This is a genomic window from Pontibacter korlensis, assembly GCF_000973725.1.
Taxonomy (GTDB): domain Bacteria; phylum Bacteroidota; class Bacteroidia; order Cytophagales; family Hymenobacteraceae; genus Pontibacter; species Pontibacter korlensis.
On sequence record NZ_CP009621.1, the window covers coordinates 1583165 to 1606183 of the forward strand.

The window sequence follows — 23019 nt, forward strand, 5'->3', positions numbered from 1 at the left end:
GAAGAGCTTATCTGAAACAAAAAAGAGACTGCCGCTCTACTACAAAAATGTAATATAAGCGGCAGTCTCTTGTAACTTTTGTTATAACGGCTTTTGCCCGATAGTGTCTACTCCTGTTTATACTCTTACGTAAAGTGCAAAAAGAAGCGAGGTGCTTTTTGCTTTACTTGCTCAGCTCGTTATAAAGGTTATAGTAGTTGTCCAGCAATGTGTCGTCAGGAGTCACCGTGCTGATAGTTTTCTTCTTCATAAAGTCGCTGAACAGGGCGCTGATGTTCTCGCTGAAATCTTCGTTTGTCTTGATAACAGCGTCAGCATACTCCATGCCGCACTTAATAAAACCATCCGTGTCAGCAGACTGAAGGTGGGTCAACATGCTGTCTTCAATGTCCAGCATCTTTACTTTCTCCAACAGGTCTTCGCTAAACTTGTGGGTGTAGTTGTTATTATATACAGTGAACATCGACTTACAGTCCTTGAAGATAGGATCCTTCTTGTATGTAGTTTTCAGGTACATCGGGATAAGGCCTGTCATCCAGTCGTTGCAGTGTACAATGTCTGGCGCCCAACCTAATTTCTTCACTGTTTCCAGCACGCCCTTGCAGAAGAAGATCGCGCGCTCGTCGTTGTCTTGGTGGAACTTGTTATTCTTGTCAACAAAGACAGACTTTCTGTGGAAGTAATCTTCGTTATCAATAAAATAAACCTGTAGCTTCGCGTTTGGTATAGAGGCTACTTTGATTACCAATGGTTTCTCATCGTCACCCACGGCAATGTTAATGCCTGACAGGCGTACCACCTCATGCAAACGGTTTTTGCGCTCGTTTATAAGGCCGAACCGGGGAACAAATATCCGGATCTCCATCCCTCGTTCCTGCATACCCTGCGGTAGCGTTTGTAAAAACTCAGCTACTTTCGTGGTTTGTAAGAAGGGATTGATCTCGGTGGCGGCGTAAAGGATTCGCAATTTTGACATGGGTATGAAGTTAAGATTTTAATAAGCAACAGTATTGGGTCGTGCAAAATTAGTATTTTTTATTCTGATTTTCAATTTATAGCGCTGTAACTTACTTTTGCCGGCTTTACATAAGCATCAACAGACATACCACCGACATGGAAGTTATAGAGCAGGTTAGTAAAATCAGGGAACGTATGCAGGCGCTGCGCTGTAGCGGAAAGCGCATTGGCTTTGTGCCAACCATGGGTGCCCTGCACGAGGGGCACCTGCAGCTGCTGCGCGCTTCTGTTCAGGAGAACGATGTAACCGTTTGCAGTATTTTCGTAAATCCCACCCAATTCAATAACCCGGACGATTATAAACTATATCCTCGCACCATGGAGCAGGATACCGAGCTGCTGAAATCAGTAGGCTGTGATATATTGTTTGCACCAGTTGCAGAAGAGGTATATGCACAACAATCACTGCTGCAGTTTAGTTTCGGAGCGTTAGAAGGGGTAATGGAAGGTGAGCACCGCCCAGGCCATTTTAACGGTGTAGCTACCATCGTAAGTAAGCTTTTCCACTTTGTGCAGCCCCACCGCGCTTACTTTGGGCAGAAAGACCTGCAGCAGGTGGCTATCGTAAAACAGCTGGTGCAGGCCCTGAGCTTTGACCTGGAGATAGTGCGCTACCCTACCATGCGAGAGGAAGATGGGCTGGCTATGTCGTCGAGAAATAAAAGGCTGGGTGCCGAGCAACGGCAGACAGCAACGGCGCTGTATAAGGCTTTACAGTTGGCAAAAGGGCAACTGGGGCAGAAGCCAGTATATAGCATAAAGGCTACAGTGGAAGCTTACTTGGCAGGTATGCAGCAGGTAAACCTGGAATATTTTGAGGTAGCAAACCCTGATACCTTACAGCCACTAACAGAGCTAGGAGGAGAGCAGGAAGTAGCGCTTTGCATAGCAGCCTTTGTTGGCCCTGTTCGCTTGATTGATAACATTCTGGTGAATCTAAACGAAGTATAGTTTGTTGGAAAAACAGAGACGGTAAGCAGCAGTTAGTGTTGGTAGTTAATATGATTCCAATTGTCTAACTTTACGCTCTATTACTAAAGTACACCATGTATATTGAGGTTTTAAAATCTAAAATCCACCGTTGTAAGGTAACGCAGGCCGAGCTGCACTATGTGGGTAGCATTACAGTTGATGAGGACCTGATGGATGCCGCCAACATAGTGGAGAATGAGAAAGTACAGATCGTTAACATCAACAATGGGGAGCGCTTCGAAACCTATGTGATTAAAGGTGAGCGTGGCACAGGCACTGTTTGCCTGAATGGCCCAGCGGCACGTAAAGTACAGGTTGGCGATGTTGTGATCATTATCTCTTACTGCAGCATTAAATTCGAAGACGCTAAAAACCATACCCCTACACTTGTATTCCCTGACCAGCATAACCGCTTGGTGTAATACACTTGCATGAATAAACTGCTCTCGTTTCTGAAATATGTCCTGCTCATGAGTGTATCTGCATTCCTGATGTGGTACGCGCTGAAGGAGCTGGATTTTCAGAAAATGTGGGCAGAGTTTCAAAACGCCGACTACGGCTGGTTAATGGTGTCGGTGGTGATGGGCTTGTTGGCTTACCTGAGCCGTGCCATGCGTTGGCAAATGCAAATAAAGCCTACAGGCCATAACCCACCTCTCCGTAACACCTATAATGCCATGATGGTGGGCTATGTTGCTAACCTGGTATTCCCGAGAATGGGAGAAGTGGCTCGCTGTACCATGCTGCGGCGTACTGATAACCTCCCGCTTAACACTGGCTTTGGTACTGTAATTGCAGAGCGCATCATCGATATGCTGATGCTGCTGTTGGTGGTTGGGCTCACCTTTATGGTGGAGTTTGGGCGCATTCGCAACTTTTTTCTTGATCTCTTTTCTAATAAGTATGCCACCCTGGAGCAAAGCATAAGCTCCCTATACTGGGTGTTTTGGGTAATGCTTATTTCTGTAGTGGTGGTGCTTATTGTAGGGCTACGCTACTTAAGTCTTCTGCGGAAGAATTCTCTTTTCCGTAAGGCGGTGCAATTTGTACGGGGCATGCTGCAAGGCATATTCAGTGTAACAAAGCTAGAGAACCAATTTGCTTTTTGGGGCCATACTTTGTTTGTCTGGCTGATGTATTACGGAATGAGCCTTACTGTATTTTATGCCTTGCCTGCTACTGCCGGCTTAGGCTGGGGGGCTGCACTCTCTGTGCTTTTAGTAGGTACGCTTGGCATGGCGGCCCCAGTGCAAGGCGGTATAGGGGTTTACCACTTGCTGGTGCAGTCTACGCTGCTTCTTTATGGCGTGCCCAAAGAAGCCGGAATGGCTTATGCTCTGTTGGCGCATACCTCGCAAACACTTTTGGTAGTTGTAATGGGAGTGATTAGTTTTATGGCAAGCATGCTACGCGGGGCAAAACCTGTGGAGGCAGAGCACAGTCATACTTCTACTCAAGCCCATGAACTCAAAAGATAAGATTTATACCCTCCCGCAGCTGCTCGATCAGGTGCAAAGCTGGCGCACACAAGGCCAGAAAATTATTTTCACCAACGGTTGCTTTGACCTGCTCCACCTTGGCCACGTCGACTACTTGGAAAAAGCACGACAACTTGGCGATAAGTTAGTTCTAGGCTTGAATACAGATGCCTCAATCAGCCGTATAAAAGGACCCACCCGGCCGTTGCAAGACGAAATGTCACGCGCGCGCGTTATGGCATCCCTTTTGTTTATAGATGCTGTAGTGTTCTTCGACGAAGATACGCCCCTGGAGCTGATAGAGGCTGTGCAGCCGGATATATTGGTTAAAGGAGATGACTACGCCGTAGAACAGATTGTAGGGCATGAAGTAGTGCAAGCCCGTGGCGGATCGGTGCAGACCGTGCCGCTGGTTAAAGGCTACTCCACAACCAACATCGTAAAAAAAATAGAGAACAACATCAACCCTAATAAAGCTTAAGTAAAGACCATGCTTGGAATATATTTTATTGGTATCGTATTCATGCTGATTAGTATGGGTGTGAGTGCCCGACTAAAAAGCAAGTTTAAAAAGTACTCCCAGACTCCGTTAAGCTCTGGCCTGAGTGGCCGTGAGGTAGCAGAGATGATGCTGCGCGACAACGGAATTACAGATGTGCGTGTTATATCGGTGGCGGGTAAGCTAACTGACCACTACAACCCTGCCGACAAGACAGTAAACCTGAGTGAGTATGTGTATGAAGCGCGTAGTGCCGCTGCCGCTGCAGTAGCAGCCCACGAATGTGGTCACGCGGTGCAGCATGCCAAAGCCTATAGCTTCCTTAAGTTCCGTTCGGCTATGGTTCCTGCGCTTAGCATTGCCTCGCGCTACATGCAATGGATCATCCTGATTGGTATCTTGATGCTGCAGACTACACCTGTGCCGTTGGCAATTGGTGTGGCCCTTTTTGGCCTTACCACCCTGTTTAGTTTTATAACACTGCCGGTTGAGTTTGATGCTAGCAAGCGTGCCTTGGCTTGGATAGACAGACGCGGCATTGTAACGACGCAGGAACATGGTATGGCGAAAGATGCTCTGAAGTGGGCAGCTCTTACCTATGTGGTAGCTGCACTTGGCTCACTGGCAACGTTGCTATACTATGTGTCGCTGCTGATGGGCCGCCGCGATTAAAGAAAAAGTTTAATCTGCCTGATTATACTGGCGCCGCCTGCTGCTTTTGCACTGGCGGCGCTTTCTTTTTGTGCATTTCTGTAACCTGTGCTATTCAAACATGTACAAACCCGTGGCGCTGCACGACAATTGGCAGAATATTCAGTTGAATTAATGCAACTGAATTTCATAATTTTGTTACGGAATTAAAAACTAGTTTAAATATCATCCTATTTGATAACGCATATGAACTTTCAACTAACAGAGGAACACTTGGCAGTACAGGCTGCCGCCCGTGAATTTGCCCAAACTGAGCTGTTGCCTGGCGTAATTGAGCGCGACGAGCATCAGAAGTTTCCGGCGGATCAAATTAAAAAGATGGGCGAGCTTGGCTTTCTGGGCATGATGGTAGACCCCAAGTATGGCGGTGGCGGCATGGATACGATCTCCTATGTGCTGGCTATGGAAGAAATTTCCAAAGTGGACGCCTCTGCTTCTGTGGTGATGTCGGTAAATAATTCGCTTGTTTGTTGGGGTATAGAGAAGTTTGGTACTGAGGAGCAAAAGCAAAAGTATCTGACCAAACTTGCAACTGGTGAAATTATCGGTGCTTTTTGTCTTTCTGAGCCTGAGGCAGGTTCTGATGCTACTTCGCAGCGTACAACAGCCGAGGACAAAGGAGATTACTACCTGCTGAATGGTACAAAAAATTGGATTACAAACGGCAGTACAGCTTCTGTTTACCTAGTAATAGCACAAACTTACCCTGAAAAAGGCCACCGTGGCATAAATGCTCTGATAGTAGAGCGCGAAATGGAAGGATTCGAAGTTGGACTTAAAGAAAATAAATTAGGAATTCGTGGCTCTGATACCCACTCTTTAATGTTTACTGACGTAAAAGTACCAAAAGAGAACAGGATCGGAGAAGATGGCTTCGGGTTTAAGTTTGCGATGCAAACATTGGCTGGAGGGCGTATTGGTATCGCCTCCCAAGCTCTGGGGATAGCCTCGGGAGCCATGGAGCTGGCCTTGAAGTACTCTAAAGAGCGCAAGGCTTTTGGCGTTGAAATTGCTAAACACCAGGCGATACAGTTTAAGCTGGCTGATATGGCAACAAACATTGAAGCGGCTCGCTTGTTGTGCCTGCAGGCTGCCTACGATAAGGACGCACACCGCGATTATGGCAAGTCTGGTGCTATGGCAAAGCTGTTTGCATCTAAAGTAGCTATGGAAACAACCGTGGAAGCAGTACAAATTCACGGAGGTTACGGTTTCGTGAAAGAGTACCATGTGGAGCGCCTAATGCGTGATGCCAAGATCACACAAATTTACGAAGGTACCTCTGAGATACAGAAAATAGTAATTTCAAGAGAATTGCTCAAGTAAGATTAGGCTTAAAACGCTGTTTCCATGTGAATTGAGCTATAGATAGTCTTTGTTGAATTAAAATAAATTTTAAGATAATTTTTGAAGTTTATAAAGATTAGTCTTAGCTTTAGGCCAAAATTAAAGGGTTTATAGTATAAAAGTTAGTTGGTAACACACATGGAAGATTACAATAAGATTATTGAATCGCTTGGGGTGCGATTCATTAAGGCTAAAAATCTGGTGTTGCAACAGCCGTTCACGGTGCGCAATTACTACGATGTAGGTAACAATTTGATCCTGCTACATAAGGGCAGTATCTTTTTTGGTGATGAGGAGCAGGTGGTAGAAGAAGGGGAACTTCTATTCATTCCTGGTGGCCGAAGCACAAAAGTTACCTATGGCCCAACTGGTGAGGGTAAGTCTATCACCAACGACGACCTGATTACGAACAGAGAGAAGTTCTTCAGAAGTAACAACGACCTGGACCTGATAGGTGATGCAGAAGAGAGCCACAGCTACGTGAGCTTCGAAGCAAAAGTATTTGACTCGGTTAACTTCTTTGCATCGCTGGATCTGCCGGCATTCCTGATCTCTAACAACACAAAGCTTGCCAATCTGGTGATCAAAGTGGTTGAAGAGAACATGCAGGAGCTACCTGGTAAAGAGCGCTTGATTGGCCTTTACACAGAGCAGATTGTGGTGGAGATTGTTCGTCACATCCTGAAGAACAGAATGTTCGTGGAGCAGCTGGCTACAAACAGCACATACTTCAAAGACCCTCGCCTCATCGACCTGTTCAACTACATTAAGGAGAACTTGGGTGGCGATCTGTCTAACAAGGTGCTTTCTAACGTGGCTAATGTGTCTGAGGACTATGTAGGTCAGTACTTCAAGATGCTGACTGGGATCAACCCTCAGGATTACATTGAGTACCAGCGTATGGAGCGTGCGGTGTTCCTGCTACGCACTACCAAGAAGAGCATCCGCGAGATTGGTAAAGAAGTTGGTTACAAAGACACTGCTTACTTCTGCCGTCGCTTTAAGATGATGTTTGGTATACCTGCCGGTAAGATGCGTCGCCGTGAATCAGCGATGAACATCTAAGGTTAGGTTATACGAAGCAATAAGAGAAGAGACCTCGGCCAAAAAGCCGGGGTTTTTTTCTATGTGGTTACCTACCACAATCACATCGGCTCCGGCCTCCAGGGCTGCAGCGGCTTTCTCAGTGGAGCTTATGCCTCCACCCACTATAAGTGGCAGCTCCACAGCCTCGCGCACTGCAGCAATCATCTCTGCCGAAACAGGTTTCAAAGCACCGCTGCCACCGTCCATGTAAATATACTGCAGGCCCAGCAACTCGCCGGCCATGGCAGTGCAGGCGGCAATAGCAGGCTTGTCGTAAGGGATAGGTGTGGTACCGCTCATGTACGATGCTGTTGTCTGGCGACCAGTGTCAATCAACATATAACCGGTAGGATATACTTGTAGCTGACTGGCTTTAAGTGCAGGCGCAGAAATAACGTGCTGCCCAATCAGGAAATCAGGGTTGCGACCAGAAATAAGTGAGAGCAAGAGTATACCATCGGCTTTGGCATCGATGTGCTGGCTACTGCTTGGAAAAAGTATAACAGGTATGTTAGTGTGCTTCTTCAGCAGGTAAATGATGTCGCTTTGGTTTTGTGAAGTGACAAGGCTGCCGCCAACAAAGAAGAAATCTACAGGATGAGTTTCGCTAAGAGCGATAAGGTTCAGGCAGGAAGCCTCTGTTAGGTTGTCGGGGTCGAGCAGCACGGCAAAGTGCTTCCTGCCTGTTTTTGATGGTGTATTTGGGCGGTTGTTCTTAAATGGCATCCTTCTCCGGAACGATATACTCGGTTGTCTCTATCTCGGTGACCTCCACTACAGGCTCAGCTGCAGTAGGCCTAGCCGCAATATCGTTATTTTCAGAGACACTCTGTAAGTATTCTTCCAGCTTTTTGGCAGCGTATGCCAGTGCCAGCACTAACACCTGTTGTTGGATTGCTTTGCCTACATCTGAGCTTAGGAATCCCTTAGCCTTTTTTTTTGACGCTTCGGTAGGTTCAGCATGGGGCATTTGCTCCGACGACAAAGTATAGCTGTCCTCCTGCTCATGCACGTAGGAGTCGTAGTCGATATATGGGGTGGAAGAACGAGCCGGGTAGGCGGCAGCTACAAAAGTACCGTGCGGTTCGCTTTTAAGCTTTTTATCGCTCTTGCCTTTTTTGCCGGTCTTCGCTTTTTTTTTACTCCCACCGGAGAACGCACGCTTTAACAGCCAGCCGGCAAATAGTACGCCGCCTGCTATAGCCACTTTCTTGCTAATTTCCTGCCCCTGCGACTTGATCTGATCAACATCGCCCATCAGAGCTCTTTTATACTCCTCCTTCTGCCGCTCTAAGAACTCGCGCTCGTTGTCAAATAATGGGTTGCTAATTTCGCTCATATATGTTTCTCTCGTTTGTCTGATTTATAAATGGTGTTGTCAAATGCCCTATCAGCCACACCCTGGAACACTTTCTTGTCCAGTCCTACTACAAGTATCACTAAAAGTATAATGTAGAAGAGCGCCACAATGCCAAAGCCCCAGAAGGAGCTATCGAGGAGGTGGTTAAGCAGCAGGCCCAGAAAAATATTAACAAAGATGAGAACCATGAAGGCAATAACCCCTAGCAAAATGCCGTGTATGGTGCCCACAAAGGCAGCCTTCAGCTTTTCCTGTATCTCCAGACGTATAATGTCTATGCGGGTATCAATGTACCCCATCAGGTTCTCCATGAGGTGGGGATTGCGTTCGCGGGTTCCGTTATCTTGTTCTAGAGCCATGTTTCTTTTCTGCTTTTTTTAATACTTTTTCTGTATACGAGGGTAGACTAAAAAATTTACGTAAAGTATAACTTGTTAAAACTGTAGTACGGAATTTGAGGTTAATTGTATAGGTTTAGTTAAATTTAAGACTGATCTTCTTTTAAGATTGATACCTGCTTGAATCACAGCCACTATCATGTATTAGGTATAAGCCAAACGGCCTCAGCGCAGGAGGTAAAGGCAGCATATAAGCGGCTAGCTATTAAGTACCACCCGGATAAAAACCCCGGCAATGAGCTTGCTGAGGAGATGTTTAAACAGGTGAATGCCGCTTACCAGATCCTGTCTAACCCGAGCAAGCGGGCCCTCTACGATCTTCGCCTGCAGTACCAGCGCGAGCAGCACCATCGTGCCGTTATGCACCACCAGCCACGCCGCTACGAAGACAGGCATTATACTACCCGTGAGCCTGCCGGTGTGTCGGAGCGGCACTATAAGAAGCGTCAGTCAAAGAGCAGTAGCTTCTCGCGCAAAGACTGGTACATAACAATGGCTTTTGCGGGTGGTCTTATTCTCTTCAGCCTGCTGCTTAAGACCGTGATGGACCACATTGCTGGCGAAGATAAATATAAAACAGCCTTGACCTATATAGCAGATGGTAAATACAGCAGTGCGCACCGCCTGCTGACTGACGCCATACATTTTAAGCCAGACAAGGCTGCCGCTTATGAGGCACGGGCCATGATAGAGCTGGATGTTTACGAGAACTATAACTCCGCGTTACAGGACCTGAACAAGACCATTGCACTGCAGGAACAGCCGTCAGCACAGGTGTACTATATGCGTGGGCGCAGCTTGCAGCAGCTGGCAAAGTATAGGCAGGCAGAGGAAGATCTTACCAAGGCGCTGGAGCTGAATCAAAAGCTGTGGAAAGCATACCTGAAGCGGGGCGAAGTGCGGCTTTTCTACCTGCAGGATTACGAGGCTTCTATCACCGACCTTACTACCTTTCTTCGAAGCAGTAACCCGGGGCCAGACCAGGTGGATGCACTTACCTTTAGGGGATTTGCTTATTATAAGCGGGGACAGTTGGAGCAGTCGGAACAAGATTACCGCGCCGGGTTAATTGCGGACAAAGAAAATGGCCGCCTCTATTACCTATTGGCTCGTACTGAACTGGAGCGACAGCAGGAGGACTCGGCTTGTGTGCATTTCTCAAAGGCGTACGAACTTGGCTACAGCGCTGCCCTGCTGGAACTGCGCGCAAAATGCCAGCCCTAGTTCAATGACAGGATCTTCTCTATAAAGTTGGTGCTGCTCCAGCTCTGGGCGCCTATGTAAATTGCTTCTACGTTGCCTTGGCCGTCGAGCAGGTAAGTAGTAGGGAATACCGTGAGCGATTGCTCTGCCAGTGGTGTTGTGGCGCGAAGGTAAGTAAAGGTGTAGGGGTGCCGCTCTCTGAACTTAAGCAGTTTCCCTGTATCCTCATCCGACACTGTTACAATAGAAATCTCATCTGGGTAGTTTTGCTGTAGCTCGTTTATGGCTGGCATTTCTGCTAGGCAGGGCTTGCACCAGGTAGCCCATACATTTACCAGTAGCGGTTTGCCTCTGTATTCATTCAGGCTTACCGATTCTCCATCCAGCGTTGTCAGCTGTAATACTTGCCAGTTTACCTGTGGTGGCACCAGTTTATTAAGCATAGAGACGGCGAATATGGCTATAACAGCAGCCACTGCAAACCCCACCGCATAGGCTGTCCAAAACGTTCTTCTTCTGGTCATGAGCCTTAAATTTGCACCTTCTGGATGAATAAGAGATAGATAAGCGAGAGTAGGAGCACGGTTCCTATGCCTGCAGACATGCCCGCAAAAATGGCGCTCCAATACATTTTATTTCTCATGGCAATGAAAGAGTATGAGTGCTTATGGGCTAAGGTAAAGAAATAAGGACAAAAGCCACAGCTTAAGTCCCTTTGTACAACTGCAGGGCCAGAATTAAAGTATAGGAAAGCCGAGGGTATAAAAGCAAAAAACCCTTGCCATTTCTGACAAGGGTTTCGTGGTGATGAGTGGAATCGAACCACCGACACAAGGATTTTCAGTCCTTTGCTCTACCAACTGAGCTACATCACCAGCTCTTGTTGTGTCCCTTTGTTCCGTAAGGGTATGCAAAAGTAGTAACTAACTTTTAAGGTGCAAACTTTCTGCAGAAAAATATTTTAAAAAAGTGCGCAGGCGTACATCTTTCTTAAGATCCTGCTATCTTTATCTATAAATTAGTATGTATAACGAATAATTTGCCGTGATAGGAATTGAGAATATTATCTTTTTGATTGTGGCTGCCGTTGGCATCGGATTGTTTGTATGGCAAATCCGCAAAATCCGCAAAAACGTGCTGATGGGCCGCGACGTGGAGCTAACAGATAATCCATCGGAACGCATTAACAAAACCCTGTTAGTGGCTTTTGGGCAGCAGAAAATGTTTAAGCGTATGCTGCCGGCTGTGCTGCACCTGTTCGTGTATGTTGGTTTTATCGTGATTAATATTGAGGTGCTGGAAATTCTGATCGACGGTATTTTCGGCACACACCGTGTGCTTGGCTTTGTTGGCCCTTTGTACAGCGGGTTGATGGCAATAAATGAAATACTGGCCGCTCTGGTTATTGTCTCCTGCGCTATCTTCCTGTGGAGACGCAATGTGACTAAAGTGCCTCGGCTATGGAAAGGTCCTGAGTTACGTGCCTGGCCAAAGCTGGATGCTAATATTATTCTGATCACTGAAATCGTGCTGATGTTGGCGCTGTTCGTGTTTAACATAGCCGATTTGAAGCGAGTACAGCTAGCTGGCGAAGAAGTGGTAGGTGCTTACCCGATTAGCCGTTTTTTTGTTGATATCTTCGGTAACGATCCGGAACAGCTTTACACAATAGCCAAAGTTGGTTGGTGGTTCCATATCTTGGGTATACTGGCTTTCATGAACTACCTGCCTAGTTCCAAGCACTTCCACATTATCATGGCCTTCCCGAATGTGTATTACTCTAAGCTGCTGCCAAAAGGTAAATTCACTACTAATCCGGCCATCACGCATGAGATAAAGGCGATGCTGGACCCAAGTTACCAGCCACCTGCGCCTGAGGTGGACGCCGAAGGCAACCCGGTAATCCAGCGCTTTGGTGCCAAAGACGTGGAAGACCTGACCTGGAAGCAGCTGATGGATTCTTATACTTGTACCGAGTGCGGGCGCTGTACTGCTGTTTGCCCGGCTAACGTAACTGGCAAGCTGCTGTCGCCGCGTAAGATTGTGATGGATACCCGAGACCGCATGGAGGAAAAAGGGGAGCACCCGGCGATATTTGCACCGAACCACTACAAAGAGCTAGGCGAGGAGCGGGTAGAGACAACCGATGAGAAAACCCTGCTGCGCGGTTACATAACTCCAGAAGAGTTGTGGGCCTGCACTACTTGCAACGCCTGCGTAGAAGCTTGCCCAGTAAATATTGATCAGCTGTCTACCATCATGGATCTGCGCCGCTTCCTGGTGCTGGAGGAATCTGCTGCGCCATCGTCTCTGAACGCTATGTTCACGAATATTGAGAATAACGGTGCCCCATGGGCCTTCTCTCCAGCAGATCGTTTCAACTGGGCCGAAGACCTGTATGTACCAAGTAAAAATTAGACACAAAATATAAAGAAGCAAGACCGTGTGAGCAAGAACGAGGGCTTATTGAAAGTCTTGTGTCTTACATCCTGCGTCTTGTATCCTTTCAAATAATCAGATGGAAGAGAATAAAAGATTAGTAAAAGTACCTACCATGGCCGAGATGGCTGCAAATGGAGAAGAGCCAGAGATTTTGTTCTGGGTTGGCTGTGCTGGTGCTTTTGACGACCGTTATAAGAGAGTAACCCGTGCCTTTGTGCAGATACTGGAGCATGTTGGTGTAAAGTATGCTGTGCTGGGTACAGAGGAAAGCTGCACCGGAGACCCTGCCAAGCGTGCTGGCAATGAGTTCCTGTTCCAGATGCAGGCAATCACTAACATTGAGGTAATGAATGCCTACAATGTAAAGAAGATTGTAACAGCTTGCCCTCACTGTTTCAACACCATCAAAAACGAGTACCCAGACCTTGGCGGTAACTATGAGGTGATACACCACTCTACGTTTCTGCAGCAGCTGATTAACGATGGAAAAGTACGTGTACAAGGAGGTGAAGCCTTCAAAGGAAAACGCGTTACTTTCCATGACTCCTGCTACCTGGGCCGCGCTAACGATATTTATGAGGCGCCACGCGAGGTGTTGGCTGCCCTGGATGCCGACCTGGTAGAAATGAAACGAAGCCGTGCCAACGGCCTGTGCTGTGGTGCTGGTGGTGCCCAGATGTTTAAAGAGCCTGAGCCAGGTAAAAAAGACATCAACATAGAAAGAACTGAGGAGGCCTTGGCTACATTAGGTTCGGGTAAGGGTGTTATAGCCACTGCCTGCCCGTTTTGCATGGTAATGATGAACGACGGCGTAAAGAACAAGGAGCAGGAGGAAAGCGTAAAAGTCTTCGATATTGCCGAACTTATCGCGCAGGCAGAAGGGCTGAGTAAGTAATTTATTAAACTGTTAAACTGTTTGGAGGCTGTTTGGTTGAAAGGATAACTTTCGACGGTTCGCCTATGCTTAGGCTACTCAACAATTTAACAGTCATCAACCAACTATCAATATGTATATTCCGTTTGACCAACTGCCCCCACAGGCGCGCGTCTGGATTTACCAAGCCAGCAGACCCCTGACAGAGGTAGAACAGACTGAAATAAAGCCGGCTCTGGAACGTTTTGCTACTGAGTGGAGTAGCCACGGAAAAGGATTGCAGTCCTCGGCGGAGCTGCTGCATGGCCGATTCCTGGTGCTGGCCAACAATGAAGAAGCTGGAGCTGCCAGTGGATGCTCTATAGATGCGTCGGTAAGGTTTGTGCGGGAGCTAGAGCAGCAGTATAAGCTATCCTTTATGGACCGCACACAACTGGCTTTCCTGAATGAAGGGGAGGTAAGGCTGGTTAGTATGCCAGAGCTGAAAAGCAAAGTGGCAGCCGGCGAAATAAACAGAGACACTTTATACTTTGATACGCTTATAAACAATTACGGAGAGCTGCAGCAGGCATGGCCACGGTCAGCAGGCAGCAGTTGGCTCTCCCGATATTTCTGATCCTGATCCGGCTAACTTAACCACACTTGTTCATGCACAACATGCTACGACTAAAGCCTCTGGCGAAACAACTGCAACAAATCGGTTTTATGTTTCTGCTATTGTTGCTGCTTAGCGGCTGCGGTGCCAGCCAATACTTAAGCAAAGGCGACAAGCGATTTGGGCAGGAAGAGTACGAGCGCGCGATAGAGTTTTACAAGCAGGCATTAGGTAAAGCCGGCAACGCAGGTGAAGTAAACTATAAGATAGCGGAGGCCTACCGCCGGTCTAACCGCCTGGCACAGGCAGAGCCATACTACAAAGCTGCTCTGGACGCTAATTTCCGTAAGGAGGATGCCTACTATTATTACCCGTTGTCCCTGAAGGCGAATGGTAAGTATGAGGAGGCGCTGCGCCGCATGAGCGAGTATGTGCAGGTGGCTACAAGCCCGCAGTTGCGCTCTATGGCAGTGCGCGAACTGGATAACCTGCAGCAGCTGAACGAGATTCTGGGTATGGGAGAGCGCTTTAAGGTACAGAACCTGGAGGCCCTAAACACCGAAGGCTCTGAGTTTGCTCCTTATGTGCTTAATAACGAACTGATCTTCTCTTCTACACGCGGACCAGGCAAAGAGTACCTGGGAAATGGCGAGGGCTTTTTAGATGTGTACTCAACTACCCTTACCGATTCCGCTGCCGAGATGGGAGGCGCTGTACATAAGTATGAAGGCATCAATAATGAGGAACTGCACGAGGCGCTGGCAACCTTCACCAACGACGGAGCAACCATGGTGTTTGCCCGTGGTAACGAAGGCACCAAGAAAGGCCGCCAAAACGTGGACCTGTTTGTTTCGAACCGCCGCGCCAATGGCTGGACAGAACCAAAGCTACTAAGTATAAACGACCCTGAGGCCTGGGATTCTTCTCCTGCCTTCACGCCAGATGGTAAGACCTTGTATTTCTCTTCCAGCCGCAAAGGAGGCTTGGGAGGTACAGACATCTATAAGTCTACATTAGACGACAATGGTCGCTTTTCTGCTCCTGAAAACCTTGGGCCAGACATCAACACATCCAGTAACGAGAGCTTTGTTTCGGTAGGCCCTGATGGCACCGTATACATTGCTTCCGATGGCTTGCCAGGTCTTGGTAACCTCGACCTGTTCCGTATTGAGAATGGCAAGCCTGTAAACTTAGGAGCACCGGTAAACTCGCCGGGTGATGACTTCGGGATGTATTTCGTGAACGAGCAGTATGGCTTCTTCTCATCTAACCGTGAGGGCGGCAAGGGAGGCGACGATCTGTACCGCTTTGTAAGAAGCGACCGTAAGCTGGTGAACTTCTTTGTGGATGGTACCCTATACCAACTGCGTGAGGGAGCCCGCCAACGCACTGCGGTACCAAACAACACGGTAGTACTTCAGGACGAGGCTGGCAAACAAATAGCCATGACCAGTACCGATGCCGAGGGTAAGTTCTCTTTCCCGCTCGATTCGGCCTCTACCTATTCTGTGGTGGCAGAGAAGCCTAACTTCTTTACTGCCCGCCAGCGTATCACTACTGAGGGCAAAATGCCAGCCCAAAGCGAGCTGAAGGACCCAATAAACGAGGTGCGCCTGACGGCTACACTGGTGCTGAACGAGATTGTGAAAGAGAAAGCAATTGTGCTGGAAAATATCTTCTACGACTTCGACAAAGCAAACATTCGCCCGGATGCAGCCAGAGAACTTAATAAGCTGGTGCAGATACTTGAGGATAACCCGGGAATTTCAATTGAATTAAGTTCTCACACAGATGCCCGTGGCTCCGACAGCTATAACCAGGACCTGTCGCAGCGCCGTGCTGAGTCTGCTGTAGAGTACATCATATCAAAAGGTATAGATCGCTCGCGAATTACTGCCAGAGGCTACGGTGAGAGCCGATTGGTAGTAAAAAATGCCAAAATAGAGGCAGAGCATCAGCGTAACCGTCGCACCGAATTTAAAGTGGTACGTATACAAGAGTAATCAGTGTAGCGCTATACAATAAATAAAAAGGCCGCACAGGTATTACACTTGTGCGGCTCTTTTATTTGTACATGGTTGATAACTGTAGTAGAGTTAGTGCAAGTGTATACTTTACCCAAAGCAGTTGCTGAACTTACTTGCCAATGGTATACTTTAAGCCCAAGCCAAGCGTGTTCATGTAAGAGAAGCCCCGGAAACTATAGCTGTCTGTGTTGACGCCCAGTACAGCGTGGCGATAGTCCAGGGAGACAGCAAGTGGTATCTTCTGGAAAGCGTACTCAACTCCAACGGAAGCCAGCAGAATAGCCCCAACCTTTAACGGCTGCTTTTCATAATACCAGCCGCGCGTTGTGCCTACCGCTCCAATGCCTACCCCTGCATAGGGCCTAAGGCGACTTGATGTTAGCAATTGGGGCTGCCACAGGTAATGCAGTGAGGCTTGGTAAGATTCCCTGTGCCCCCAGCGCCCTACCTGGAGCTCAAGAGCTGCTTCAGGCTTCACAAAACGTTTTATACGCAGTTCATGCTGTATGCCAGTTGGTCCGCCTACAGATGCCCTGTATCCGATAGCTGTTTTATAAGGGGCTATGGCGTTCGGTTTGGAAGTGGGGGTGTCCTGAGCTATTGCTGGTAGGGCAAAAAGGGAGAGGGCTCCCATTATTGGGAGCAGAAGTTTGTTTATCATAGCTATATTAGGATTTAGTGATACTTATATTTAACTGACCCGCTTATAAATGAAATGGTTGCAGGGTTGCATGCTGGAAAAGTGAAATAGAGGTGCCCTTGCAACCTGCCGGTTAGCAGGAAAACATTTTCAGGTTACAGCCTTAAGAGGCAGCAGTGATGTATAAGGTTGAGGTTAAATGGAGGAATAAATGGCTCCTGCTGTCGCTAATGCCATTCCCTTTATTAAATTTGTAGGCAAATCATCCTGAAACTATGGAAAACAGATATTTGCGTCGCGGCGTATCCGCCTCCAAGGAGGATGTGCACAACGCCATCAAAAACATCGATAAAGGACTTTTCCCAAAAGCTTTCTGCAAGATCATCCCTGATGTCCTGACGGGGGATGAGGATTACTGTGCCATTATGCACGCCGACGGAGCTGGTACCAAATCTTCGTTGGCTTACATGTACTGGAAGGAGACAGGCGACCTGAGCGTGTGGAAGGGCATTGCCCAAGATGCCGTGGTGATGAACACCGACGACCTGCTATGCGTGGGTGCCACTGATAAGATACTGCTTTCTTCTACCATCGGCAGAAATAAGAACCTGATCCCTGGTGAGGTGATTGCAGCGATCATCAACGGTACTGAGGAGGTGCTTCAGATGCTGCGCGACAATGGCGTGGGTATTTACAGCACCGGCGGCGAAACAGCTGATGTAGGCGACTTGGTGCGCACCATCATCGTAGACAGCACTGTAACAGCCCGCATGCGCCGCGATGAGGTTATTTCGAACCATACCATACAGCCCGGCGACGTAATAGTTGGTTTTGCCTCTTATGGGCAGGCCAAGTACGAGATAGAGTATAATGGCGGCATGGGCAGCAACGGCCTTACCTCGGCCCGCCACGATGTGTTTCATAAGTACCTGGCAGCCTCTTATCCGGAGAGCTACGATCCTGAGCTGCCCGTGGACCTGGTATACTCTGGCAACATGCGCCTTACCGATATCGACCCTGAGACAGGCATAGAGGTAGGCAAGCTAGTGCTTTCGCCAACACGTACCTATGCACCTATTGTAATGGAGATTCTGAAGCAGCACCGCCAAAACATACACGGCATGGTACACTGCTCTGGTGGTGCCCAGACTAAAGTGCTGCATTTCACTGAGAAGGTACACATTATAAAGGATAATCTGCTGCCGGTGCCGCCGCTGTTCCGCATTATTCAGGAGCAAAGCCATACCGATTGGAAGGAGATGTATAAGGTGTTTAACATGGGCCACCGCTTGGAGATTTACCTGCCGGAGGAGCATGCGCAGGATTTAATTGATATTTCGAAGAGCTTTGGCGTAGAGGCGCAGGTTATTGGCCGCGTGAAGAAAAGCAAGACCAATGAGCTCACCATCCGCAGCCCTTACGGCGAGTTCTACTACGAAGGCTAAACTAAACTTTTTTATACTTTGCAAGCGCCACAGGTACAGCACCTGTGGCGTTTTTTTTCTGGGGCTGATGTTACAAAAGACTGAGGAAATGCCATTGAAAAAGTGCTTTTGAGGCTATGATGGCATTTTTTAAGTATAGCGAGATGGTAATTCTGCTAAAGCCGATGTGGCAAAAGGGAGAGAAATTATGCTTTAACATATATATGTTTATAAGAACTATGCATTTATGTTCCTCTCACCATACCTCAAATGAAAACAAACTTCCTCACCCTTTAGCTGCTGCTTTCCTCGTTCGCTGTTGTGGCGCAATAGTAATTCTACCATTGGCGTAGGGCTGCGTCTAATGCCTTATAATGCAGTTGGAAGCACAAAATATCAAGAAGCATTTGATGTCCCTTTTCTGTACCTGCATTACACTAACAATCTTAGTAGTCGAGCTAGTGTACAGATTGGCTTAGGGTATGGCATGAATGAAGCATCTACGGCTGGCATCTCACGGCATGTTGCCCTTGATAGCATATACATGAAAGAAAGCTATCAGCGACTTCAAGCAGTAGCGATTCCTCTTACCTTCAAATACACTCCATTTAAAATCAATAAACGGCTGCAGTTTTATGGATATGCTTTCTTTACGCCTATAGTTAGACACATAAAAGCACAAGCTACTGAAAGCCTTAATGGTGGTTCAGCTATGAGAAAAGATTTATATAGTGAGCTGCTACCAGTGTAACTGCAGTTGCATCTGCTGGTGTCACTTTACAGTACAGATTTAGTGATAGATGAAGTGCTTATGCAGAAGGGGATGTATTCAGTTATAGTTTTGAGCGGCAGCATCCAACAGTATCGCTTGGATAAGGAGGAAAAGGAGTCGGTCCAAACTACAACCTCGACCTAAAGCGAGAGAAGTAAATAAGCAGCTAAAACCAAACTGGCACAATAATTGGCTTTAAGCAAGTATAAGCGAAAACCTATACTTACCATGAGAAAGTTTTTACTACCGTTCCTGCTTGTACTGCTGGCACTGCCGGTGTGGGCACAACCCTCTATTCTTACTTTCACTGCAGAGCGCGGCGAGCACTTCCAGGTTAGGGTGAATGGGCGCATCGTTAACCGCTCCTTTACCAATTACGTGCGCCTGAACGACGTGCGGCCGGGTGAGCATTATATCGAATTACGTGTTAAGAGCCGTCACGGCCTGTATAAAATGGGGCAGAAGGTGTTTGTGCCACACGGGGTGGAGGCAAACTATGGCGTGCGCACCATGGGCCGGAGCGGCAAGGCCTACCTCAAGCTCCTGAGCGAGGTGCCGCTGAGGCCGATAGTTGTAGTGCCAACACCTCCATTGCCCCGTTACCCGGATTATGACCGCGAAGATGATAATTACGATGACCGTTACCGGGATAATTACTACGGCGATTGCCGTAAACTGCTATCCGCCCGTGAACTGGATCACGCCATAGAGGCCATCCGCAGCCGTGATTTTGAAAGCACCAAATTAAGTATAGCACGCGACGCCCTGCGAGGTGGCAGTATTATGGCCGATGATCTGAAGCGCCTGCTACTGCAGTTCGACCATGAAAGTACCCGCGTAGAGTTCGCCAAGTACGCCTACGATTCTCTCTGCGACCGAGAGCACTTCTACTATATCTACGACCTCTTTAGGTTTGATAGTAGTGTGCGGGAGCTGGAGGAGTTTTCGAGACGAAGAAGGTAAGCTGAGGAGTTAGAGAGTTTAAAGTTTAGTGAGAAAAGCTGAGAGCAGTGTGGGTTATACTTGCGCAGCTCTTTTTTATCTTACCAAATCCAGTAAAGATTTGCAGCGCCGGGTCCGACCACCCGTGCCCCTCTCTCGAAACAAGTTCGGGGTCGATGACTTGGCTAAGTAGTGGAATCTGTAGCTGCTTTGGCTTAAGTATAAATCCCATAGAAAGGCTATTCTAGTGAACCCACCCTAAGCCCTCCAAGGAGGGGAACTTTCGGGAACGATAAACATCCCCCTATACCCCATTCAAAGGGGGAGTTAGCAAAGGCGGCGGCTGTTAAATCTGATCCCAGTCATTGGGTTGAGCGCCTTGTGAGATCCGGTGCCGCGCATGCGGCAGCGCTCTGGCGCAGGAGGGCATCAAAGCTAGAGATGAACAGTAGCTAATAAGTGTAGCTTGTGTCAATCTGAAGAAGCGGTGACTATGAAAGTACTGATAGAAGTAAATCTAAAATATGGCCGAATAGTCCTAATTTGAACAAAAAAGGCGGGTGCTGCCAAGACAACACCCGCCTTTTTTATGCTTTCCTGCAGTTTATCTCAACCTGTCTACAGATCTTACCAGATCCTCATCGCGCTTGATAAAGCGATTAGCCAGGGAGTTGAGTACAAGCGCTAGCAGGGGCAGGTAGAAACCAGCCTCGTAGGAGCCTTTTTCATCTGCCTGTACCAAATCGCTACCCACAAAGTAGGCATAGTATAATAAGGCACCCAACGTTGCTACAATAAGCAGTGTATTCAGCAGGCCTAGTTTCATCTGGTTCAGGCGGCTCTTGTACTGAAATATCTCGTACACGGCAATAACTGCAGCGGCTATAGCCAGCATGCCAATGGCAATTGTGCCTTGTTGCGGAATAGTGCCAGCCGAGCTCGGCTCTCCCTGCTCATTTAGGAAGTAAGACTTAAGATTCCAGGCTGTTAACACCACGGTTTCGCCGGTAGCAGGGTCAGTCTTAGACCACAGCGGCAGAAACAGCATAGCGATCATGGCAATGGCCAGCAGGGCCAGAAATACGGTTTGAATTCTTTGTATCATACAGTGGTAAAATTAACTTGCAAAGAGTTGCAAAATTAGACAAAGACCTGTAAAACTAAAATTAAGATGCACACTGCTTATATAGTTGGTGTACTCTAAACCCCTGTTAGCAAGTTCGGCGGCTCCCTCAGTTCTGTTCAGGCCGACGATATGGTGGCACTGGTGATGAAGAATATCATAGCTCGGAACCCCGATCTGGACTCAAAGCAGATAGATATGTGGTGAAGGGTGCAGCTAACCATACCGGTGAGGATACCTGCAATGTGGGCGTATGGCTTGCTACCATGTGCGTAGGTGTAAAGCAGGCTGTTGTGGTAAGCTATGGGAAGGTGTAACTTCTTGTAAGTCTATGGTTTGATGGCCTCTTCTGTTTTTTAGAAGGAACTTTTCTATGCTATTCTGGAAACAGGAAAAGTATAATTTGGGACGTATAAAACTTTGATTCTGCCCTGTCTGGTAAAACACAGGGTAAGGAGGTATTATAAAAGTGTGGACGCATTATTGAACCAAAAAGGCTTTGAAAGTATTTTTAATTTGATGCAGGGTAGACAGTAGCTACCTTTGCAAAATATAAAAGACGAAGGTGACGGAGAGAAAAATCGAAAATACATTTATCGGAGTTAACTTAATTCCTGATAATGAAGATGAGAGATTAAATAAGTTAAAAGAATACGAAATACTGGATACACCGGAGGAAGGTGCATTCAACCACATAGCCGCTATGGCTACCCATATGTTCAAGGTGCCTATCGCTTTGGTATCTTTAGTAGATGCTGATCGTGTGTGGTTTAAGGCTAACATAGGTATGGGGAGCATCAAGAGTGTACCTCGTGGTGAAAGCCTTTGCTCTTTGGCTGTCTTAAACGAGGAGCCTACTATTTTTCAGGATGCTGTAACAGAGCCATGCCTGCTAGCTAACCCTCTTGTTACTGGTAACTTTGGCCTGAGATTTTATGCAGGCGCACCGCTTGTTACGTCAGATGGTCTAAACATTGGTACTTTCTGCCTTGTAGATAAGGAGCCGCGCGAGTTTACCGAAAGCGACCAGAAAACATTGGCCAACCTGGCTTCCATTGTAATGGATGAAATAGAGTTGCGCTATCTGAGGCGCAAAGTGAACAATGAAGGTTCGGCGGACTAGGTCGCCTTTCTCTTAATAAGCTTAGAGCCCGTATGCACACTGTGCGTGCGGGTTTTTATTTTTACCTTTGCTGTATGCGGTATTTTTTAGAGATAGCTTACGATGGAACACGCTTCCACGGCTGGCAGGTACAGCCAAATGCACTTTCGGTGCAGGAGGTGCTGGAGGACTGCTTAAAGAAAGTGCTTCGTGAGCCTATAAATACCACAGGCAGCGGCCGCACGGATACGGGGGTGCACGCCAGCCAGCAATTTGTGCATTTCAACTCTACGCAGCAGCTGGATCCGCAACACACCGTATATCGCCTCAACCGTATCCTGCCAGACGATATTTCAGTTGTCAATCTATATGGGGTACAGGATGACGCACACGCTCGTTATGACGCCTTTGCCCGTACCTATCACTATTATATCACGCTGCGCAAGAATCCATTTAAGCGCTATCATGCCTGGTATCATAGCCGCCCTCTGGATATGGAGAAAATGAACGAGGCCGCTGCTATACTCTTGAACTATGAGGACTTTACCACTTTTAGTAAGGTGAAGGGTGATACTAAGCACTACCGTTGCAATATGTATGAGGCTGTTTGGCAGCAGGAGGGAGAGGAGCTGATGTTCACCATTCGTGCAAACAGATTTCTACGAGGCATGGTGCGCCTCGTAGTGGGTACGCTGGTAGATGTAGGCCGCGGTAAGCTGACGGTGCAGGAGTTTGAACAGATAGTGGCAAGCCAGGACAGGAAACGGTCTAGCGGAGCTGCTCCCTCAGAAGGGTTGTACCTGGCAAAAGTAGAGTACCCGCCTGAGCTTTTTATAGAAAATAAGGAGCAAAGGTAAGTTAAGCCCAACCTGGAGAAGGCTGTAAGGCATAGGTTCTCGTGCAAATAGCCGCAGAAAGTATAAACCAGCTTTGCAATAGCCATTACTGCTGGTAACTAAAAATCCTGTGCCAAAACCATTAACTTTACAATCGGTTAAGACTAGGCG

Annotated in this window: 24 protein-coding genes and 1 tRNA gene; 17 read left to right on the plus strand and 8 right to left on the minus strand. The window is 47.6% G+C overall.

Features of this window, described 5'->3' with window-relative positions; genetic code table 11:
* Positions 1-163: 163 nt before the first annotated feature.
* Positions 164-976: a glycogen/starch synthase gene (locus PKOR_RS06665; protein ID WP_046309865.1), complete on the minus strand. Its 813-nt coding sequence runs from the start codon at positions 974-976 to the stop codon at positions 164-166.
* Positions 977-1113: 137 nt separating this feature from the next.
* Between PKOR_RS06665 and panC the strand changes: the two genes are divergently transcribed.
* The 7 genes from panC to PKOR_RS06700 all read left to right on the plus strand — a co-directional run bounded on the left by panC (position 1114) and on the right by PKOR_RS06700 (position 7089).
* A complete protein-coding gene (panC, locus tag PKOR_RS06670; protein WP_046309866.1) occupies positions 1114-1968 on the plus strand; it encodes a pantoate--beta-alanine ligase in 855 nt (284 codons plus the stop codon).
* A 95-nt stretch (positions 1969-2063) separates the two neighbouring features.
* A complete protein-coding gene (gene panD, locus PKOR_RS06675) occupies positions 2064-2411 on the plus strand; it encodes an aspartate 1-decarboxylase (protein WP_046309867.1) in 348 nt (115 codons plus the stop codon).
* A gap of 9 nt (positions 2412-2420) precedes the next feature.
* Positions 2421-3467, plus strand: coding sequence for a lysylphosphatidylglycerol synthase transmembrane domain-containing protein (locus tag PKOR_RS06680; RefSeq protein WP_046309868.1), 1047 nt, complete (start codon positions 2421-2423; stop codon positions 3465-3467).
* Positions 3451-3948 carry a D-glycero-beta-D-manno-heptose 1-phosphate adenylyltransferase gene (gene rfaE2 / locus PKOR_RS06685; RefSeq protein WP_052738747.1) on the plus strand — a complete coding sequence of 166 codons (498 nt, stop codon included), beginning with the start codon at positions 3451-3453 and terminating at the stop codon, positions 3946-3948. Before PKOR_RS06680 ends, rfaE2 begins: the two co-directional genes overlap by 17 nt.
* A gap of 9 nt (positions 3949-3957) precedes the next feature.
* Positions 3958-4638, plus strand: a complete 681-nt coding sequence (locus PKOR_RS06690) for a zinc metallopeptidase (protein WP_046309869.1) — start codon at positions 3958-3960, stop codon at positions 4636-4638.
* A gap of 225 nt (positions 4639-4863) precedes the next feature.
* Positions 4864-6003, plus strand: coding sequence for an acyl-CoA dehydrogenase (locus PKOR_RS06695; RefSeq protein WP_046309870.1), 1140 nt, complete (start codon positions 4864-4866; stop codon positions 6001-6003).
* Between the two features lie 159 nt (positions 6004-6162).
* Entirely contained in the window at positions 6163-7089 is a 927-nt protein-coding gene (locus PKOR_RS06700) for an AraC family transcriptional regulator (protein WP_046309871.1), read from the plus strand.
* Here the strand turns inward: PKOR_RS06700 and PKOR_RS06705 are convergent.
* From PKOR_RS06705 to PKOR_RS06715, 3 genes are read right to left on the minus strand one after another with little or no spacing between them, the layout of a single operon-like run.
* Complete coding sequence (locus tag PKOR_RS06705) at positions 7072-7836, minus strand: phosphoglycerol geranylgeranyltransferase (RefSeq protein WP_046309872.1); 765 nt, start codon at positions 7834-7836, stop codon at positions 7072-7074. The genes PKOR_RS06700 and PKOR_RS06705 overlap by 18 nt on opposite strands.
* Positions 7826-8449: a hypothetical protein gene (locus PKOR_RS06710; protein ID WP_046309873.1), complete on the minus strand. Its 624-nt coding sequence runs from the start codon at positions 8447-8449 to the stop codon at positions 7826-7828. The genes PKOR_RS06705 and PKOR_RS06710 overlap by 11 nt, the downstream gene beginning before the upstream one ends.
* Positions 8446-8829, minus strand: a complete 384-nt coding sequence (locus PKOR_RS06715; protein ID WP_046309874.1) for a phage holin family protein — start codon at positions 8827-8829, stop codon at positions 8446-8448. The genes PKOR_RS06710 and PKOR_RS06715 overlap by 4 nt, the downstream gene beginning before the upstream one ends.
* A 159-nt stretch (positions 8830-8988) precedes the next feature.
* Between PKOR_RS06715 and PKOR_RS06720 the strand changes: the two genes are divergently transcribed.
* Entirely contained in the window at positions 8989-10092 is a 1104-nt protein-coding gene (locus PKOR_RS06720) for a tetratricopeptide repeat protein (protein ID WP_046309875.1), read from the plus strand.
* Here PKOR_RS06720 and PKOR_RS06725 read toward each other — a convergent pair.
* Both PKOR_RS06725 and PKOR_RS06735 read right to left on the minus strand, forming a co-directional pair.
* Positions 10089-10595, minus strand: a complete 507-nt coding sequence (locus PKOR_RS06725) for a TlpA family protein disulfide reductase (RefSeq protein ID WP_052738748.1) — start codon at positions 10593-10595, stop codon at positions 10089-10091. The two genes, PKOR_RS06720 and PKOR_RS06725, sit on opposite strands and share 4 nt — an antisense overlap.
* Positions 10596-10873: 278 nt before the next feature.
* Positions 10874-10946: transfer RNA gene (locus tag PKOR_RS06735), tRNA-Phe, on the minus strand.
* Between the two features lie 169 nt (positions 10947-11115).
* Between PKOR_RS06735 and PKOR_RS06740 the strand changes: the two genes are divergently transcribed.
* The 4 genes from PKOR_RS06740 to PKOR_RS06755 all read left to right on the plus strand — a co-directional run bounded on the left by PKOR_RS06740 (position 11116) and on the right by PKOR_RS06755 (position 15985).
* Positions 11116-12489 (plus strand): (Fe-S)-binding protein, encoded by a 1374-nt coding sequence (locus PKOR_RS06740; RefSeq protein WP_046309877.1) that lies wholly within the window; start codon positions 11116-11118, stop codon positions 12487-12489.
* A gap of 100 nt (positions 12490-12589) precedes the next feature.
* Positions 12590-13408 (plus strand): (Fe-S)-binding protein, encoded by an 819-nt coding sequence (locus tag PKOR_RS06745; RefSeq protein ID WP_046309878.1) that lies wholly within the window; start codon positions 12590-12592, stop codon positions 13406-13408.
* A gap of 112 nt (positions 13409-13520) precedes the next feature.
* Positions 13521-14003: a hypothetical protein gene (locus PKOR_RS06750; RefSeq protein ID WP_046309879.1), complete on the plus strand. Its 483-nt coding sequence runs from the start codon at positions 13521-13523 to the stop codon at positions 14001-14003.
* 41 nt (positions 14004-14044) lie between these two features.
* Positions 14045-15985 carry a CHU_0125 family OmpA-like outer membrane integrity protein gene (locus tag PKOR_RS06755; protein ID WP_235337300.1) on the plus strand — a complete coding sequence of 647 codons (1941 nt, stop codon included), beginning with the start codon at positions 14045-14047 and terminating at the stop codon, positions 15983-15985.
* A 133-nt stretch (positions 15986-16118) separates the two neighbouring features.
* On the opposite strand, the gene PKOR_RS06760 is transcribed toward PKOR_RS06755, so the two are convergent.
* A complete protein-coding gene (locus tag PKOR_RS06760; RefSeq protein WP_148561644.1) occupies positions 16119-16670 on the minus strand; it encodes a porin family protein in 552 nt (183 codons plus the stop codon).
* 254 nt (positions 16671-16924) lie between these two features.
* On the opposite strand from PKOR_RS06760, the gene PKOR_RS06765 reads away from it, so the two are divergent.
* The 3 genes from PKOR_RS06765 (at position 16925) to PKOR_RS06775 (ending at position 19808) form a co-directional block, all read left to right on the plus strand.
* Positions 16925-18094, plus strand: coding sequence for an AIR synthase related protein (locus tag PKOR_RS06765; protein ID WP_046309880.1), 1170 nt, complete (start codon positions 16925-16927; stop codon positions 18092-18094).
* A 343-nt stretch (positions 18095-18437) separates the two neighbouring features.
* Positions 18438-18824, plus strand: a complete 387-nt coding sequence (locus PKOR_RS06770) for a hypothetical protein (RefSeq protein ID WP_046309881.1) — start codon at positions 18438-18440, stop codon at positions 18822-18824.
* A gap of 249 nt (positions 18825-19073) precedes the next feature.
* Positions 19074-19808 carry a proline and serine-rich protein 1 family protein gene (locus PKOR_RS06775; RefSeq protein ID WP_046309882.1) on the plus strand — a complete coding sequence of 245 codons (735 nt, stop codon included), beginning with the start codon at positions 19074-19076 and terminating at the stop codon, positions 19806-19808.
* Positions 19809-20391: 583 nt separating this feature from the next.
* Here the strand turns inward: PKOR_RS06775 and PKOR_RS06785 are convergent.
* Complete coding sequence (locus tag PKOR_RS06785) at positions 20392-20892, minus strand: DUF4293 domain-containing protein (protein ID WP_046309884.1); 501 nt, start codon at positions 20890-20892, stop codon at positions 20392-20394.
* Between the two features lie 583 nt (positions 20893-21475).
* Here PKOR_RS06785 and PKOR_RS06790 point away from each other — a divergent pair.
* Both PKOR_RS06790 and truA read left to right on the plus strand, forming a co-directional pair.
* On the plus strand, positions 21476-22033 hold the full coding sequence (locus PKOR_RS06790; RefSeq protein WP_235337302.1) for a GAF domain-containing protein: 558 nt from the start codon (positions 21476-21478) through the stop codon (positions 22031-22033).
* Between the two features lie 74 nt (positions 22034-22107).
* The gene (gene truA / locus PKOR_RS06795; protein WP_046314187.1) at positions 22108-22869 is read left to right on the plus strand and encodes a tRNA pseudouridine(38-40) synthase TruA; all 762 of its coding nucleotides are present in this window, start codon (positions 22108-22110) and stop codon (positions 22867-22869) included.
* Positions 22870-23019 lie beyond the last annotated feature (150 nt).

Coding starts and splice junctions, on each gene's coding strand:
- PKOR_RS06705 (WP_046309872.1), bottom strand. CDS start 7,836: ATGCCATTTAAGAACAACCGCCCAAATACACCATCAAAAACAGGCAGG.
- PKOR_RS06665 (WP_046309865.1), bottom strand. CDS start 976: ATGTCAAAATTGCGAATCCTTTACGCCGCCACCGAGATCAATCCCTTC.
- PKOR_RS06755 (WP_235337300.1), top strand. CDS start 14,045: ATGCTACGACTAAAGCCTCTGGCGAAACAACTGCAACAAATCGGTTTT.
- panD (WP_046309867.1), top strand. CDS start 2,064: ATGTATATTGAGGTTTTAAAATCTAAAATCCACCGTTGTAAGGTAACG.
- PKOR_RS06750 (WP_046309879.1), top strand. CDS start 13,521: ATGTATATTCCGTTTGACCAACTGCCCCCACAGGCGCGCGTCTGGATT.
- PKOR_RS06700 (WP_046309871.1), top strand. CDS start 6,163: ATGGAAGATTACAATAAGATTATTGAATCGCTTGGGGTGCGATTCATT.
- PKOR_RS06765 (WP_046309880.1), top strand. CDS start 16,925: ATGGAAAACAGATATTTGCGTCGCGGCGTATCCGCCTCCAAGGAGGAT.
- PKOR_RS06760 (WP_148561644.1), bottom strand. CDS start 16,670: ATGATAAACAAACTTCTGCTCCCAATAATGGGAGCCCTCTCCCTTTTT.
- PKOR_RS06775 (WP_046309882.1), top strand. CDS start 19,074: ATGAGAAAGTTTTTACTACCGTTCCTGCTTGTACTGCTGGCACTGCCG.
- panC (WP_046309866.1), top strand. CDS start 1,114: ATGGAAGTTATAGAGCAGGTTAGTAAAATCAGGGAACGTATGCAGGCG.
- PKOR_RS06690 (WP_046309869.1), top strand. CDS start 3,958: ATGCTTGGAATATATTTTATTGGTATCGTATTCATGCTGATTAGTATG.
- PKOR_RS06715 (WP_046309874.1), bottom strand. CDS start 8,829: ATGGCTCTAGAACAAGATAACGGAACCCGCGAACGCAATCCCCACCTC.
- PKOR_RS06680 (WP_046309868.1), top strand. CDS start 2,421: ATGAATAAACTGCTCTCGTTTCTGAAATATGTCCTGCTCATGAGTGTA.
- PKOR_RS06725 (WP_052738748.1), bottom strand. CDS start 10,595: ATGACCAGAAGAAGAACGTTTTGGACAGCCTATGCGGTGGGGTTTGCA.
- PKOR_RS06710 (WP_046309873.1), bottom strand. CDS start 8,449: ATGAGCGAAATTAGCAACCCATTATTTGACAACGAGCGCGAGTTCTTA.
- truA (WP_046314187.1), top strand. CDS start 22,108: ATGCGGTATTTTTTAGAGATAGCTTACGATGGAACACGCTTCCACGGC.
- PKOR_RS06695 (WP_046309870.1), top strand. CDS start 4,864: ATGAACTTTCAACTAACAGAGGAACACTTGGCAGTACAGGCTGCCGCC.
- PKOR_RS06770 (WP_046309881.1), top strand. CDS start 18,438: ATGCCTTATAATGCAGTTGGAAGCACAAAATATCAAGAAGCATTTGAT.
- PKOR_RS06785 (WP_046309884.1), bottom strand. CDS start 20,892: ATGATACAAAGAATTCAAACCGTATTTCTGGCCCTGCTGGCCATTGCC.
- rfaE2 (WP_052738747.1), top strand. CDS start 3,451: ATGAACTCAAAAGATAAGATTTATACCCTCCCGCAGCTGCTCGATCAG.
- PKOR_RS06745 (WP_046309878.1), top strand. CDS start 12,590: ATGGAAGAGAATAAAAGATTAGTAAAAGTACCTACCATGGCCGAGATG.